This is a genomic window from Paenarthrobacter sp. NPDC089675, from assembly GCF_044749185.1.
Lineage (GTDB): Bacteria > Actinomycetota > Actinomycetes > Actinomycetales > Micrococcaceae > Arthrobacter.
The window spans coordinates 113,812-128,737 of sequence record NZ_JBIVHM010000009.1 but is presented as its reverse complement, the minus strand read 5'-3'; the positions used below and the strand labels follow the sequence as shown (position 1 = coordinate 128,737).

The 14,926-nt window shown below is 64.3% G+C and carries 12 protein-coding genes; 6 read left to right on the top strand and 6 right to left on the bottom strand.

The window, feature by feature from the left end:
* Nucleotides 1-108 precede the first annotated feature (108 nt).
* The 3 genes from mmsA (at nt 109) to ACIPY2_RS18015 (ending at nt 4,037) form a co-directional block, all read left to right on the top strand.
* Nucleotides 109-1,638, top strand: coding sequence for a multiple monosaccharide ABC transporter ATP-binding protein (gene mmsA / locus ACIPY2_RS18025; RefSeq protein ID WP_400267767.1), 1,530 nt, complete (start codon nt 109-111; stop codon nt 1,636-1,638).
* Between the two features lie 5 nt (nt 1,639-1,643).
* Nucleotides 1,644-2,927, top strand: a complete 1,284-nt coding sequence (mmsB, locus tag ACIPY2_RS18020) for a multiple monosaccharide ABC transporter permease (protein WP_400267766.1) — start codon at nt 1,644-1,646, stop codon at nt 2,925-2,927.
* Nucleotides 2,928-3,044: 117 nt separating this feature from the next.
* Nucleotides 3,045-4,037 (top strand): LacI family DNA-binding transcriptional regulator, encoded by a 993-nt coding sequence (locus ACIPY2_RS18015; protein WP_400267818.1) that lies wholly within the window; start codon nt 3,045-3,047, stop codon nt 4,035-4,037.
* A 16-nt stretch (nt 4,038-4,053) separates the two neighbouring features.
* Here the strand turns inward: ACIPY2_RS18015 and ACIPY2_RS18010 are convergent, their stop codons facing one another.
* The 3 genes from ACIPY2_RS18010 to xylA all read right to left on the bottom strand — a co-directional run bounded on the left by ACIPY2_RS18010 (nt 4,054) and on the right by xylA (nt 7,804).
* Entirely contained in the window at nt 4,054-5,037 is a 984-nt protein-coding gene (locus ACIPY2_RS18010) for a LacI family DNA-binding transcriptional regulator (RefSeq protein ID WP_400267817.1), read from the bottom strand.
* 69 nt (nt 5,038-5,106) lie between these two features.
* On the bottom strand, nt 5,107-6,537 hold the full coding sequence (gene xylB / locus ACIPY2_RS18005) for a xylulokinase (RefSeq protein WP_400267765.1): 1,431 nt from the start codon (nt 6,535-6,537) through the stop codon (nt 5,107-5,109).
* Between the two features lie 79 nt (nt 6,538-6,616).
* Nucleotides 6,617-7,804 (bottom strand): xylose isomerase, encoded by a 1,188-nt coding sequence (gene xylA, locus ACIPY2_RS18000; protein WP_400267764.1) that lies wholly within the window; start codon nt 7,802-7,804, stop codon nt 6,617-6,619.
* Between the two features lie 132 nt (nt 7,805-7,936).
* Here xylA and ACIPY2_RS17995 point away from each other — a divergent pair, with 132 nt between their 5' ends.
* Together ACIPY2_RS17995 and ACIPY2_RS17990 are read left to right on the top strand one after the other, a co-directional pair.
* On the top strand, nt 7,937-9,148 hold the full coding sequence (locus ACIPY2_RS17995; protein ID WP_400267763.1) for an ROK family protein: 1,212 nt from the start codon (nt 7,937-7,939) through the stop codon (nt 9,146-9,148).
* Nucleotides 9,149-9,237: 89 nt separating this feature from the next.
* Entirely contained in the window at nt 9,238-10,341 is a 1,104-nt protein-coding gene (locus ACIPY2_RS17990; protein ID WP_400267762.1) for a YihY/virulence factor BrkB family protein, read from the top strand.
* Nucleotides 10,342-10,474: 133 nt separating this feature from the next.
* On the opposite strand, the gene ACIPY2_RS17985 is transcribed toward ACIPY2_RS17990, so the two are convergent.
* The 3 genes from ACIPY2_RS17985 to ACIPY2_RS17975 are packed head-to-tail and all read right to left on the bottom strand — an operon-like array spanning nt 10,475 to nt 13,694.
* Nucleotides 10,475-11,314, bottom strand: coding sequence for a sugar phosphate isomerase/epimerase family protein (locus ACIPY2_RS17985; RefSeq protein ID WP_400267761.1), 840 nt, complete (start codon nt 11,312-11,314; stop codon nt 10,475-10,477).
* Entirely contained in the window at nt 11,311-12,525 is a 1,215-nt protein-coding gene (locus ACIPY2_RS17980; protein ID WP_400267760.1) for a dihydrodipicolinate synthase family protein, read from the bottom strand. Before ACIPY2_RS17980 ends, ACIPY2_RS17985 begins: the two co-directional genes overlap by 4 nt.
* The gene (locus ACIPY2_RS17975) at nt 12,525-13,694 is read right to left on the bottom strand and encodes a Gfo/Idh/MocA family protein (protein WP_400267759.1); all 1,170 of its coding nucleotides are present in this window, start codon (nt 13,692-13,694) and stop codon (nt 12,525-12,527) included. Before ACIPY2_RS17975 ends, ACIPY2_RS17980 begins: the two co-directional genes overlap by 1 nt.
* A 196-nt stretch (nt 13,695-13,890) precedes the next feature.
* Between ACIPY2_RS17975 and ACIPY2_RS17970 the strand changes: the two genes are divergently transcribed.
* Nucleotides 13,891-14,925 (top strand): LacI family DNA-binding transcriptional regulator, encoded by a 1,035-nt coding sequence (locus ACIPY2_RS17970; RefSeq protein ID WP_400267758.1) that lies wholly within the window; start codon nt 13,891-13,893, stop codon nt 14,923-14,925.
* Nucleotide 14,926: the final 1 nt, after the last annotated feature.

The window sequence follows — 14,926 nt, the reverse complement described above, 5'->3', positions numbered from 1 at the left end:
GCACCGTTCCTTTGCTGTGGCTCCGCCGCATAGCGGTGGAGCCACAGCCTCCCAGGGCCGGCTGAATCATCGGCCGGCCACGTTTCAAACAGTCAGTGGGAATTGACGATGAATGTACCCATTCTCCAAATGCGGGGAATCACCAAGACCTTCCCCGGCGTAAAGGCCCTCCAGGACGTCACGCTCGATGTCAACCGGGGCGAAGTCCACGCCATCTGCGGCGAAAACGGTGCCGGAAAATCCACCCTCATGAAGGTGCTGTCCGGTGTCTACGCGCATAACACCTTCGACGGCGAGATCCTGTTCGAAAACGAGCCCTGCGAGTTCTCCAGCATCACGGACAGCGAGAAGCGCGGCATCGTGATCATCCACCAGGAACTTGCCCTTAGTCCCTACCTCTCCATCGCCGAGAACATCTACCTCGGCAACGAGCTTGCCAACAACGGGTGGGTGGACTGGCGTAAGACCAACCTGGAAGCTGCCAAGTTGCTTGCGCGGGTGGGACTCAGCGAAAACCCCGTCACGCCGATCCAGCACATCAGCGTAGGCAAGCAGCAACTCGTGGAGATCGCCAAGGCGCTCTCCAAGGAAGTGAAGCTGCTGATCCTGGATGAGCCCACCGCTGCCTTGAATGACGAGGACTCCGACCATTTGCTGGATCTCATCCTGCACCTCAAGGGCCAAGGCGTCACCAGCATCATCATCAGCCATAAGCTCAATGAGATCCGCAAGGTGGCCGACGCCGTCACCATCATTCGTGATGGCAAATCCATTGAGACCCTGCGGCTCGACGAAGGCCAGATTACCCAGGAACGCATCATCCGCGGCATGGTGGGCCGCGACCTCGAAAGCCTTTATCCGGACCGGGAACCGAAGATCGGCGAGGAAGTTCTCCGCATCGAGGACTGGACGGTCCAACATCCCCAGGACCACTCACGGACGGTAGTGAACAACGCCAGCCTCAACGTGCGCAAGGGCGAAGTTGTTGGCCTGGCAGGCCTCATGGGAGCCGGCCGCACCGAACTGGCCATGAGCGTCTTCGGCAGGACCTACGGCCGTGCAGTGTCCGGCAGGGTCTATAAACACGGGCAGGAGATCAATACGTCCACGGTCTCCGACGCGATCGACAACGGCATCGCCTATGCCACTGAGGACCGGAAGCATTACGGCTTGAACCTCATCGAGGACATCAAGCGGAACATCTCCATGGCAGCCTTGAACAAGCTGGCCAAGCGGGGCTGGGTGGACGGCAACCAGGAAACCACGGTTGCCAACCAGTACCGGAAGAGCATGAACATCAAAGCCCCCTCCGTGGCCGCCATCACGGGCAAGCTCTCCGGCGGCAACCAGCAAAAGGTAGTGCTGAGCAAGTGGATGTTCTCTGATCCGGATGTCCTGATCCTTGACGAACCGACCCGCGGGATCGACGTGGGTGCGAAGTACGAGATCTACACGATCATTGCCGAGCTCGCAGCGGCAGGAAAAGCCGTGATCGTCATCTCCTCTGAACTTCCGGAACTCCTGGGCATTTGCGACAGGATCTACACCCTGTCCGCTGGCCACATCACCGGCGAAGTCCCCATTGCCGAGGCCACGCAGGAAACGCTCATGCACCTCATGACCAAAGAGAAGGAATAACGAACATGTCCGCCCTACGAGAATCCCTTGGCTTCCTCACAAGCCGCCTCCGCCAGGTTGGCATCTTCGTCGCCCTGATCCTGATCGTCATCCTTTTCCAGATACTGACCGACGGCATCCTGCTTGAGCCGCAGAACGTCACCAACCTGGTGGTTCAGAACAGTTACATCCTCATCCTCGCCATCGGCATGGTGATGGTCATCATTGCCGGACACATCGACCTCTCGGTCGGTTCCATCGCCGGCTTCATCGGCGCAGTGGCCGGTGTGATGATCGTGCACTGGGGATGGGCCTGGTGGGTTGCGATTCCCGCCTGCCTCCTTGTCGGTGCCCTGGTTGGTGCCTGGCAGGGCTACTGGATTGCCTATGTGGGCATCCCGGCCTTCATCGTCACCTTGGCAGGCATGCTGATCTTCCGCGGCTTGACGCTCATCACGCTGAAGAACCAGCAGATCACCCCTTTCCCGAACGAGCTCCGGGCACTGGGTGGCGGCTTCCTGCCGGACATCTCGGGCGGCAACTCCGTCCTGGAATGGCTGACCGTCATCCTTGGCGTCGGTGGTACCGCGGCCATTCTCTTCCAGGCCATCAAGGAACGCCGTGTCCGCCGCAGGTTCAACCTGGAAAATGAGCCGATGGCGTGGTTCGCCGTCAAGAACGGCTTCATCGCAGTGCTGATGCTCATCATCACGTTCCTCCTGGCCAGCTACCGCGGAACGCCGATCGTCCTGATCGTGCTCGCCGCCTTGGTGATCGTCTACTCGGCCCTGATGAACAACAGCATCTTTGGCCGCCACACATACGCGATCGGTGGAAACCTCCACGCCGCCGAGCTTTCCGGAATCAAGACCAAGAAGGTCACCTTCCGGTTGTTCGTCAACATGGGCGTCCTGGCCGCACTCGCCGGACTGGTCTTCACCGCCCGCCTGAACTCGGCGCAGCCGGCAGGTGGTACCGGATTCGAACTGGACTCCATCGCCGCCGCATTCATTGGCGGCGCGGCCGTCCAGGGCGGCATCGGTACGGTGGCCGGAGCGATGATCGGTGGCCTCATCATGGGCGTCCTCAACAACGGCATGTCCATCCTTGGCCTGGGAACCGACTACCAGCAACTCATCAAGGGCTTGGTGCTTCTGCTGGCCGTCGGCTTTGACATCTTCAACAAGAACCGGACCGGGGCAGGCGGCGGTTCCGCCATCGGCCGCCGGTTCAAGTGGAAGACCACCCCGCCGGCAACCGAAGCGGCTCAGCCTGCCAAGACCGAGCCCGTGGGTGCGGACGCCAAATAGCCGACGGCCCGGCCTGCATCCAGTCCACGACCGGATGCAGGCCGGGTTGCCTGGCACCAACAACTAAAAGGAGTGACTCGGATGCCGCTGGGCGTACCATCGTCGCGGCCGCCGGTCATGGGGGACGTTGCCAAAGTTGCCGGAGTTTCGCACCAAACGGTGTCGCGCGTCCTCAACAACCACCCGAATGTCAGCGATGCCACCAAAGCCCGTGTGGAAGAAGCCATAGCCCTCCTCGGTTACCGCCGAAATACGGCAGCCCGCAGCCTTGTGACCCGCCGCTCCCGAACCATCGGGGTACTGGCTTGCGAGACCGCCCAGTATGGACCGGCAAATGTCCTGCTGGGAGTGGAACAGGCGGCGCGGGAGGCCGGCTACTTCGTCAGCATCGCCAACCTTCGCGAAGTCACCCGCGGAAGCATCAACGATGCCATTGCGCATTTCCGGAACCAATCAGTGGACGGGATCGTCATACTGGTGCCCCATCCCCATATCCTGGCGGTCCTGGAGAATGTCAGCGTGCCCATGCCGATGGTGGCCGTGGGGTCCGGTGCCGGCAGCCACTTGACGGGTGCCTCGTTGAACCAGCGGCTTGGGGCGCGCCTGGCCGTGGAACACCTGGTGGAACTGGGGCACCGCCACATCGCACATGTGTCCGGACCGCCGCACTGGATCGACGCCGCGGAACGCATCAAGGGTTGGCAGGACGCGCTGGCCGGAGCAGGGTTGAAGGCGGACGTCCTGCTCGCCGGCGACTGGGGGGCCGCATCGGGTTACCAGGCCGGACTCGCCCTCGTTGAGCAGCGACACGTCACTGCCGCCTTCGTGGCGAACGACCAGATGGCCATGGGTGTCCTCAGGGCCCTGCATGAGGCGGGGCTCAACGTGCCGGCCGATATCAGCATCGTGGGTCATGACGACCAACCCGAATCAGGTTTTGTCCTCCCGCCCCTGACCACCATCAAGCAGGACTTCGAGGAACTTGGACGGCACGGCATGTCCGCCATCCTGGGGTTGCTCGAGGGCAAGGACCGGGCCGGGGAAGACATTGCAGGCCCGCGTCTCGTGATCCGTTCCACCACGAGTCGGCCCGGCGGCGCCCGGCGATGATTCCCGGCCGGCCGGCTCAGCCGCGGACGGCCGCCGTCGTGGACCTGACCACCAGCCGCGGTGCCACAGTGCCGGCAGGGCCGCCTGCTCCGTTCTCCATCAGGCGGAGCATGAGGTCGATGCAGCGTCGGCCGAGCTCCTCGAAATTCTGGGCGACGGTTGTCAGCGGCGGGATGAAGAAGGCGGACTCGGGCTGGTCATCGAATCCCACCACGCTGATGTCTTCCGGAACGCGTGTTCCCGATTCGTGGAAGGCGCGCAGGACGCCCAGGGCCATCTGGTCATTGGCCACGAACAGCGCCGTGACGGAGCGCGCTGCGGCGATGCGGAGGCCTTCGCGATAACCGCATTCGGCGCTCCAATCGCCTTCGATCAACTCCAGCGGCTCAAGCCCGGCGCCGGCCAGGGCATCCTGCCACCCTTCGATGCGGGCAGCGGCGTCAATCCAGTCGGTGGGGCCTGACAGATGCCCGATCCGGCGGTGTCCGAGTTCAATGAGGTGCTCGACGGCGAGCCGCGCCCCCTCCCGCTGATCGACGGCAGCGCCGTTCAACTCTTCGTCTCCCACCGCGCCCACGGCAACCAGCGGGACCTGGCTGGTGATCTGGTGCAACACCTCGAACGTCCCGGGGTGGGGGACGATCACTACTATGCCGTCCACGCCCTGGTCCATGAAGTGCGCCACTGCGTCCTTGATGGTCTCCGGTGTGACGTCCCGCAGTCCGGCGACGCTGACGAAGTACCCGGCGTCCCGAGCAGCCTGCTGCACGCCAAGGAGGGTACGTGACGGGCCATACTCGGCCATCTCGCTCCCCAGTACGCCGATGGTCTGGGACCTGCGAGTCACCAGGCTGCGGGCCGCGGTATTGCGACGGTAACCGAGCTCGGTGATTGCCTGCTCCACGCGCTCGCGGGTCTTCGCGCTGACGTTGGGATGGTTGTTCAGCACGCGTGAAACGGTCTGGTGGGACACGCCTGCCACGCGGGCAACGTCTTCCATCACCGGGGGCCGGCTGGGGGCGGAATGTTCGGGGCTCACCCTGTCACGATAGAGCACCCGCGCCGGAGATCAATCGATGGCTGCCTTCGCGGCGAAGAGTCGGTATCGCGCAAGGAAGTCCGGGGAGCAGTTGTTGATCGGGGCGGAAACTTCCAAGCCTTGCAACGGCCATTCGGGGAATGAACCCGTCAGCACGCCCGCGGCTTGCCGTGCGGCGCCGTCGGCCACATACTCGCCCGGCTCAGGAACGAACACGGGGACTCCGAAGACCGTGGCGGCCACTGCCTGCACGGCTTTCGACTGCGCGCCGCCGCCCACCAGGATGACCCGGCTGGCCTCGACGCCTTGTGCCTGAAGGGCAGCGAGGCCGTCGGCCAGCGAACACAGGACACCCTCGACGGCGGCCCGGGCCAGGTTTGCGGGGGTGTAGTTGGAAACCGTGAGCCCGTGCAGGGATCCTGTCGCGTCAGGCAGGTTGGGCGTCCGTTCACCTTCGAAGTAGGGAACCAGCGTAAGGCCTTCGGCGCCTTCGGGGGCGGTCAGGGCGAGCTCTCCCAGTTCCTTCAGGGTTACGCCCAGGAGGGAAGCCGTGGCATCGAAGATCCGGGTGGCATTGAGGGTACAGGCAAGGGGCAGGAAGTGTCCCGTAGCGTCTGCGAAACCTGCCACGAGTCCGCTGGCGTCCTTGGCGGGAAGGTCGGAGACGGCGAAGACGGTACCCGAGGTGCCGATGGACACAACAACGTCCCCGACGGCGGCGTTGACACCGAGTCCTGCTGCGGCGTTGTCGCCCGCACCGGGACCGATGAGTGCCCCGGAAGGGGTCTTGCCGGCTGCCTCGAGCGGCCCGACCACCCCAGGCAGAGCGGGCACATGCCCCAGCGTGGCTTCCAGTACCTCCGGCAGGTATTCACCGCGTTCGCTGGAGTAGTAGCCCGTTCCGGAGGCGTCGGACCGATCGGTGCGGAGGAGTTCCAAGGAAGCCGGGCCCGATCCCGGGCCGTGGCCGGCCAGGCGCCAGGACAACCAGTCGTGCGGCAGGCACACGGCTGCGGTGCGGCCGGCGTGTTCGGGCTCGTTCCGGGCAAGCCACGCGAGCTTGGTGGCGGTCAGGGATGCCACGGGGACGGTGCCGGTCAGGGACGCCCAGTATGCCGCGCCCGCGGCAGGGTTCCCTGCACCGGCGTCGGCGATCAGCCGCTCCGCGTCGGGAGCCGAGCGCGTGTCATTCCAGAGCAGCGCGGGGCGCACGACGTTCCCTGTCTCATCCAGGCACACCATTCCGTGCTGCTGTCCGCCGATGGAAACGGCATCGACGTCGTCCAGGCCTCCGGCCTGGGCGATGGCTTCCTGCAGCGCTGTCCACCAGTGGTCCGGGTGCACCTCGGTGCCTTCCGGGTGGGAAGCGCGGCCTTGGCGGACCAGGACTCCGGTGGCTGAATCGCGAATGACGACCTTGCAGGACTGGGTGGAGCTGTCGATCCCGGCGACGAGCGGCATGGGTTTTCCTTTGTGGAGCAGTCGCCGGGTCCGGCGGATGAACTCCGGACCCGGCGAAGGATTACTGTGCGGGTTGGCTTTAGCGGGCGCCGAGGAGGTGCTCGATGGCCAGCTGGTTCAGTCGGACGAAAGCAAAGGAACGCTCCGCGGACTTGTCGGCGTCGAACGACTCGAAGGCCGTGGCGTCGGCGAGCAGGTCCGCCGTGGTTTCGCCAGCCGAGAGGGTCGTCTCGCCGAGCTCGAACACGCCCGAGGTTGCGAGGGCTTCCTGGACTTCGGGATCAGCGCGGAAGGCCAGGGCACGTTCCTTGAGCAGCAGGTACATGGCCATGTTGGACTTGGCCGACTCCCAGACGCCGTCGTAACCGTCGGTGCGGGAAGGCTTGAAGTCGAAGTGGCGCGGGCCGTCGTACTTGGGCCCGCCGTTGGGGAAGCCGTTCTCGAGCAGGTCCACCGTGAAGAAGGCGCTGGTCAGGTCGCCGTGGCCGAAGACCAGGTCTTGGTCGTACTTGATGCCACGCTGTCCGTTGAGGTCGATGTGGAAAAGCTTGCCGGCCCACAGTGCCTGGGCGATGCCGTGGGTGAAGTTCAGCCCCGCCATTTGCTCGTGGCCGGTCTCGGGGTTGAGGCCAACGATGTCGCCGTGCTCGAGCTGCGCGATGAAGGCCAGGCCGTGCCCGACCGTCGGAAGGAAGATGTCTCCGCGGGGTTCGTTCGGCTTGGGCTCCAAGGCAATGCGAAGGCCGTAGCCCTTTTCCTTGATGTAGCCGGCGGCGGTGTCGACGCCTTCCTTCATGCGGTCCAGTGCGGCGGAGAGGTCCTTGGAGCCGTCGTACTCGCTGCCTTCGCGGCCGCCCCACATGACGAACGTTTCCGCGCCAAGCTCCGCTGCGAGGTCGATGTTGCGCAGGACCTTGCTGAGCGCGAAGCGGCGGATCGAACGATCGTTGGAGGTGAAGCCGCCGTCCTTGAAGACCGGGTGGCTGAAGAGGTTGGTGGTGACCATGGGGACCTTGAGGCCAGTCTCGGCAAGCGCTGCCTTGAAGTTCTTCAGTATCAAGTCGCGCTCGGATGCGGAGGCATCGAAGGGAATCAGGTCATTGTCGTGGAAAGTGATGCCGTAGGCGCCGAGTTCGCTCAGCTTATGAACGGCTTCGATGGGGTCCAGTGCCGCGCGGGTGGCAACGCCAAACGGGTCGGCGCCGGTCCAGCCGACCGTCCAGAGGCCGAACGTGAAGCGGTCCTGCGGGGTTGGTTGCGGGGTCATTCTTGCTCCTTTGCAATGCGCGGGTGGAGGCGTGGCTGAAAAGCGCTCCAATTAGTTTTCAATCTGAACTATATGGGCGATGATGGATCATGGTCAATGGAAACCGGCAACAAACTTTTGTGAGGAGTGCCCGTGCCAGTGAATGAGCAAGCCGCGCCCGGCCGGGTGGGCGATGTCCGCCGTCGTAATCTTTCGCTGGTCCTCGACTCCATCGCGCGGACGGGAGACGCAAAGCCCAGCCGGGCGCAGTTGGCTGCCGGAACCGGGCTGACCAAAGCCGCCGTATCGAGCCTTGTGGCCGAGTTGGTGGAGTCAGGGTTGGTCTCTGAGGTGGGTCTATATCGCGACGGAGAGCGCGGACGCCCGGGCCAAGGCCTGGAACTCAGCACCCGCCGCGGGGTTGTGGGCATGGAAATCAACGTGGACTACCTCGCCGTGGGGCTGGTTGACCTGGGCGGAAACCTCCGCTTCAGTTCCACTGTCGAGTCGCGTAACCGCGGGTTGAAGCCGGGCGATGTCATGACTCGCCTTGCAGGCCTCGCTGCCGAAGCGCAGGCTGTTGCGGCGGGGGAGGGAATCGCCATCCTGGGCGGAGGGCTCGCAGTCCCGGGCCTGGTGGATGAACGCCGGGGGATTGTTTTGTCCGCCCCTAACCTCCACTGGGCAAACGAAAAGCTTGAGGCGAACGCGCTGCTCGGCGAAGTTCCGCTTGGTGTCAGGTTGTCCAACGAGGCCAACAGCGCCGCACTGGGGGAACTTTGGTACGGCGGCGGCCCGGCCGACTTCCTCTACGTTTCCGGTGAAGTTGGCGTGGGTGGCGGCGTCATCATCGGATCCGAGCTGTATCTGGGTCCCGGGGGTTCGGCCGGGGAGCTCGGCCACATTGTGGTGCATCCGGAAGGGCCTGCTTGCTCCTGCGGCGGTGCGGGCTGCTTGGAAACTTTCGCGGGCCAGGAAGCCATCTTCGAGTCTGCCGGGATCACTGCCGGTTCCCTCTCCGGGCGTACTGACTCGCTGCATTCCGCCTTGGCCGCCAACCAGCCGCGGGCGGCCGCGGCAGTCCACGACGCCGGCACGTACCTGGGTGTGGCGCTCGCCTCCGCTGCCAGGCTCATGGATATTGAAGCCGTGGTGTTGGGCGGACACTTCGCCGAACTGGGCGAATGGCTGCTCCCGGCGCTTTTGGAGAGCATGGAACGCCACGCGCCCGGCCTTCTCGATCCGGCCAACGTCACCGTTTCCGGGCTCAAGCATTCGGGCACCTTGCTGGGCGCAGCGGGCCAGGTGATCAGGTCCGTGATCGAGTCGCCGTTCGATTTGGTGCTCGCTGCAAAGCCTGCCTGACAATCCGGGACTTCCCATGTAATCATCAGCATGCTTAGTATTGATGGGTCAGTTGTTCGCGTTATCTACCACCCACGAACAGGTGCCTCATGACTACAAACAAAGAATCACAGACCAGCACCGCCAAGGCAGCCACCGCGCCGTCGCCGGACGATTCCCGCAAGCCGGACAGTCCCAACGACCTGGTCAAGCCCACGTGGAAGTACATCCTCAAGCGAACGCTGCGTGAGTTCAACAAGGACCAGTGTCCCGATGCCGCGGCCGGCCTTACTTATTACGCGGTGCTCTCGCTTTTTCCGGCGCTGTTGGCACTCGTATCCCTCCTGGGCATCTTTGGCGATGCAGGAAAGTCCACTTCCGCGCTTCTGGACATCGTCCAGAAGTTTGCTCCCGGTCCCGGCGTGGAAGCCATGCGGCAACCCATTGAGGACCTGACCAAGTCGAACGCTGCGGGCTTCGTCCTGATCTTCGGCATCGTGGTGGGCTTGTGGTCCGCGTCGGGTTACACCACAGCCTTTGGCCGCGCTATGAACAGAGTCTACGAAGTGGATGAGGGGCGCGGCTTCATCAAGCTGCGCGGAACCATGCTCGCCGTCACGGTGGTGGCGGTGCTCGGCGCAGGCCTGGCCGCTGCCATGCTGGTGCTGAGCGGCCCCGTTGCCGAAGCGGTCGGCGGCGCCATCGGCATGTCCGGCACCTTCCTGGCCGTGTGGAACATCGCAAAATGGCCGGTGCTGATCGCGCTCATTGTGGTCATCATTGCCGTCCTCTACTACTTCACGCCCAACGTGAAGCAGCCCAAATTCCGCTGGATGAGCATGGGCTCGTTCATCGCCCTGGTGATCTTTGCGCTCGCCTCGCTGGCTTTCGGCTTTTACGTAGCCAACTTCGGTAACTACAACAAGACGTACGGTGCGCTGGCGGGCGTGATCATCATGCTGCTGTGGCTCTGGATCCTCAACATGTCCCTGCTTTTCGGTGCAGAGTTCGACGCCGAGATGGAACGCGGGCGGGAACTGCAGGCCGGCATTGCGGCCGAAAAGAGCCTCCAACTTCCGCCCCGCGACACGAAGCGCAGCGATAAGGCGCAGAAGCAGGAGGAAGAAGATATCCGGCGCGGCGAGGAACTCCGCGAGAACCACGCTGGTGAAGAGAATGAACCGAAGAAAGACCGGGAAGCTCACGGCCGCTAAAAGTGAGCACGTGGTTGGCTTTGAAGCCGGACGCTGAAACAAGAGCGGATCCCTGCCGTGACCTTGGCAGGGACCCGCTGGCTTGGGGTGGTCCTCCCGCGGAGCTTAGGGCATCCGCGGGAGGACCACGCTGTTACGCGCAAGGAAGGACAAGTTCCGCGTAGCGTTGCTTCATGGTCTCCAGGACTGTGTCCCCGTCCGCATCCCAGATCTCCTGGTTGAAGATTTCCACCTCGATGTCACCCGTGTATCCGGCATCCCTGACCCAGGTGCCGATGGTCGCGAAGTCGATGACGCCGTCGCCCATCATGCCGCGTGAGAGCAGCGCGTCGGCGGCGATCGGCAGGTTGAAATCGCACACCTGGTAGGAAGCAATGCGGTTTTCGCGACCCGCGCGTTCGATCTGCGCCTTCAGTTCCGGGTCCCACCAGACGTGGAAAGTGTCGACGGCGACGCCCACTGCCTTCGCGTCGTACGGCGCGGCGAGATCCAACGCCTGGCCCAATGTGGAAATGAGTGCACGGTCAGCGGCGTACATCGGATGCAGGGGTTCCAACACCAGGCGGACGCCGTTCTCCGAGGCAAACGGAACCAGTTCTTCCAGCCGGTCCGCCACCCGCTGGCGGGCAGCGACGACATCCTTCTCGCCGGGTGCCAGTCCACCGACCACCAGGAACAGCTCCTGGGTATCAAGTGCCACGGCTTCGCGCACAGCCTCGAAGTTGTCCGCAAGTGCAGCTGCCTGGCCCTCAGGATCGGCTGCTGTCAGGAACCCGCCACGGCACAAGGAAGAGACGCGCAGTCCGGCGTCCTTGATGAGCTTTGCAGCCTTGTCCAAGCCTGCTTCGGCCACGCGGTCGCGCCATGGTCCGATGGCCGGGATGCCTGCGCGTGCGCAACCGTCCACGGCCTCGGCAAGGGTCCACTTCTTAGTGGTTGCGCTGTTGAGGGAAAGTCGCGAGAAGTCGCTCATGCCGCCACCCCGTTGATCCGCAGGTAGTCCGACATCCGGAACGCAGCCAGGGAGGGATCCTTCAGCAGGCCGGCCTTGTCTGCCAGTTCGAAGGTCTTCGCCAAGTGCAGCACTGAACGGCCCGAGTGCAGGCCGCCAACCATCTGGAAGCCGGGCTGCTTGCCGTTGAGCCAGGACATGAAGGCGATCCCGGTCTTGTAGTAGAACGTTGGGGCGCTGAAGATGTGCTTTCCCAACTCACGGGTGGAGTCCAGGATGGCGCGCGCCTCGGCACCGTTGCCGGCGTCGTACTTCTGCAGGGCGACCGAAGCGGCAGGGTAGATGGCCGCGAAGATGCCCAGCAACGCGTCCGAGTGGTGGGTGGCGTCGCCGTCGATCAGTTCCGGGTAGTTGAAATCATCGCCGGTGTAGAGGCGGACGCCCTCCGGGAGGTTCGCGCGGAGGGCGACCTCGTGCGAGGCGTCCAGCAGCGAAACCTTGACGCCGTCCACCTTGTCCGCGTGTTCGCGGATCAGGCTCAGGAACGTTTCGGTGGCGACGGAAACGTCGTCCGAGCCCCAGTAGCCGGCCAGTGCGGGATCGAACATGGTACCCAGCCAGTGCAGGATGACCGGCTGGTCCACTTCCTGCAGGAGCGTGGAGTAGACGTGCAGGTAATCGTCCGCGCTGGTGGCCACTTTGGCAAGGGCCCTCGATGCCATCAGGATCACCTTGGGACCGGCTTCGCTGACGACGGCGATCTGCTCCCGGTAGGCCTCGATCACGGCGTTGATGCCGGCTGCGCCGTCCGGAAGAGTGGCGATGTCCAGCTGATCGGTACCCGCGCCGCAGGAAACGAGGTCACGCACGGACTTACCGGCGATGGCGGCGTTGTTCCCGCCAACCACCGAGGCAGCCTCGGCGCCCGTGCGCTTGATGAGTTGCTGGGTTGCGGCCCAGTCCAGGCCCATGCCGCGCTGAGCGGTATCCATGGCGTCGGCAACGCCCAAGCCATAGGACCAGAGTTCATGCCGGTAGGCGAGCGTGGCTTCCCAGTCGAGCTGCGCCGGGGCGCCGGGCGTGTTGTCCGCGGCGACCTCGGGGATCACGTGGGCTGCGGCATAGGCGCGGCGGGCGGTCAGTGGAGCGGTTGGCTTGGCCCACGTGGTGGCGGCCCGGAGGCGGTACTCGCGCGTGCCGCCGTCGTCGGTGGGGAGGATAAGAGACGTCATTAGATGCTGATCTCCGGGATGTCGATGGTGCGGCGCTCGGCCGAGGACTGCAGGCCAAGCTCGGCCAGCTGCACGCCGCGGGCCGCGGAAAGCAGGCCGAAGCGGTGCTCGCGGCCGGCCACCACGTCGCGAAGGAACTCTTCCCACTGCAGCTTGAAACCGTTGTCCAGCTCGGCGTTGGCGGGAACTTCCTGCCACTGGCTGCGGAAGGATTCGGTAACGGGCAGGTCCGGGTTCCAGACCGGCTTGGGGGTGTGGGCGCGCTGCTGCGCAACGCACTTGTTCAAACCCGCGACGGCGGAACCGTGCGTACCGTCAATCTGGAACTCCACCAGTTCGTCGCGGTAGACGCGGACGGCCCAGGAGGAGTTGATTTGGCCGATGACCTCGTCGCCGCCCGGGGTTTCGAGTTCGAAGATGCCGTAGGAAGCGTCGTCGGCAGTTGCCTTGTATTCCTTGCCGGACTCGTCCCAGCGGGCGGGGATGTGCGTGGCGGTCTTGGCGTTGACGCTCTTGACCTTGCCGATGATGCCCTCCAGGACGTAGTTCCAGTGGCAGAACATGTCCGTGGTCATTCCACCGCCGTCTTCCTTGCGGTAGTTCCACGACGGGCGCTGTGCTGCCTGAACGTCCCCTTCGAAGACCCAGTAGCCGAATTCGCCGCGGATGGAGAGGATGCGGCCGAAGAATCCTTCGTCCACCAGGCGGCGGAGCTTGACCAGTCCGGGCAGGTACAGCTTGTCGTGCACTACGCCTGCGGTGATGCCTGCTTCCTTGCCGATCCTGGCCAGCTCGATGGCTTCCTCGAGGGTCTCGGCCGTGGGCTTCTCGGTGAAGATGTGCTTGCCGGCGCGCATGGCTTTCTTCAAGGTGGCCGCACGGAGGCTTGTCATCGAGGCGTCGAAGACAATGTCCACGGTAGGGTCGTTGATCACGGCATCGAGGTCGGTGGTCCACTCGGAGACCTTGTGAAGCTCGGCGAGTTCGCGGATCTTGGCTTCGTTGCGGCCAACCAGGATCGGTTCCACTTGGACCTTGGTGCCGTCTTCGAGTGTGAACCCGCCGGCGTCGCGGATGGGGAGGATGGAGCGCAGCAGGTGCTGGCGGTAGCCCATCCGGCCGGTGATGCCATTCATGGCGATGCGGATCGTCTTTGTTTCGAAGCCCATGTTTTCTCCAAGTGCCGTAAATTGCCTGCCGCGGCGGTGCGGACAGTGGATATCAATTCTTTGGGAAAGCGCATTCCCAGTGCTTTGATCATGCAACACATCCCGGCGCGTTGGCAAGCGCTTTCCCAAAATCTCCTCGGAACTGCCATAATTTCCTTAGCGCCAGTCCGGGCGCTTGAAGAAGAGGAGTCTCTCCGTGGCCGCCAGCACCCTGAGTGAAGTTGCCCGCCTGGCCGGAGTCTCCCTGGCCACGGCCTCCCGGGTCCTGAACGGCTCATCCCGGAAGCCCGCCGAGGACATTGCGGAGCGGGTCCGGGAGGCCGCCGACAAGCTCGGCTACGTTCCCAACGCGCAAGCGCAGGCGCTTGCGAAGTCCAGCTCCGGACTGATCGGACTGATCGTCCACGACATCGCCGACCCCTACTTTTCAGCCATCGCGCGCGGGGTCCAGGAAGCAGCCCGTGAACAACGCCGCATGGTCCTGCTGGCAAGCACGTCAGGATCGCCCGCCGACGAGAGGGAAGCTGTTGCGGCGTTCGCGGCACGCCGCGCCGATGCGATCGTCATTGCCGGTTCGCGATCGAACCGCCCGGAAGATCAGCAGGGCAACGCCGACTTGGCTGCGGAACTGGACCGTTACTGCCGCAACGGCGGTCACGTCGGGGTGGTGGGCCATGAGATCGTCGGTGCTGCCGGCACTGAGGGATACCACGTGGTGGAAATCCCGAACGAGGAGCTCGCAGCCGCCCTTGCCCATGAACTGGCGGCTTCCCATGAAGGCGAGTTCCTGGTTGTGGCGGGCCCCGAGGGACTCTTTACCTCGGACGACCGCGTCCGGGGCTTCCAGCGCGGCTTGGCGGACTCCGGCCGCCCTCCGGCCGAGGTTGTCCGCAGCGGCTTCAACCGCTCCGGCGGATACGACGCCGGCCTGGCGCTGGCCCGACGAATCAAGGCATCCGGGGAGCGCCTCTGCATTTTCGCCGTCAACGATGTCATGGCCATCGGGGTCACGGCTGCGCTCCGCTCAGAAGGTGTGTGGATTCCTCGCGATGCCGCCATCGCCGGCTTCGACGATATCGAAACCCTGCGCGACTTCCGTCCGGCTCTCTCCACGGTTTACCTCCCTCTTGAGGACATCGGCCGGCTGGCTGCCGGAGGGGCCGAGGAAGGCGTGGTGGCCGGGTCGGTCAAGCTCCGACGGAGCACCGAGGTTTCGGCCGACCCCGCCTGAC

What these genes read in the sequence shown, in the direction of transcription:
- mmsB (WP_400267766.1), top strand. Translation starts at nt 1,644, where the DNA reads ATGTCCGCCCTACGAGAATCCCTTGGCTTCCTCACAAGCCGCCTCCGC.
- ACIPY2_RS17985 (WP_400267761.1), bottom strand. Translation starts at nt 11,314, where the DNA reads ATGAGCGACTTCTCGCGACTTTCCCTCAACAGCGCAACCACTAAGAAG.
- ACIPY2_RS17980 (WP_400267760.1), bottom strand. Translation starts at nt 12,525, where the DNA reads ATGACGTCTCTTATCCTCCCCACCGACGACGGCGGCACGCGCGAGTAC.
- mmsA (WP_400267767.1), top strand. Translation starts at nt 109, where the DNA reads ATGAATGTACCCATTCTCCAAATGCGGGGAATCACCAAGACCTTCCCC.
- xylB (WP_400267765.1), bottom strand. Translation starts at nt 6,537, where the DNA reads ATGCCGCTCGTCGCCGGGATCGACAGCTCCACCCAGTCCTGCAAGGTC.
- ACIPY2_RS18015 (WP_400267818.1), top strand. Translation starts at nt 3,045, where the DNA reads ATGGGGGACGTTGCCAAAGTTGCCGGAGTTTCGCACCAAACGGTGTCG.
- xylA (WP_400267764.1), bottom strand. Translation starts at nt 7,804, where the DNA reads ATGACCCCGCAACCAACCCCGCAGGACCGCTTCACGTTCGGCCTCTGG.
- ACIPY2_RS17975 (WP_400267759.1), bottom strand. Translation starts at nt 13,694, where the DNA reads ATGGGCTTCGAAACAAAGACGATCCGCATCGCCATGAATGGCATCACC.
- ACIPY2_RS18010 (WP_400267817.1), bottom strand. Translation starts at nt 5,037, where the DNA reads ATGGAAGACGTTGCCCGCGTGGCAGGCGTGTCCCACCAGACCGTTTCA.
- ACIPY2_RS17990 (WP_400267762.1), top strand. Translation starts at nt 9,238, where the DNA reads ATGACTACAAACAAAGAATCACAGACCAGCACCGCCAAGGCAGCCACC.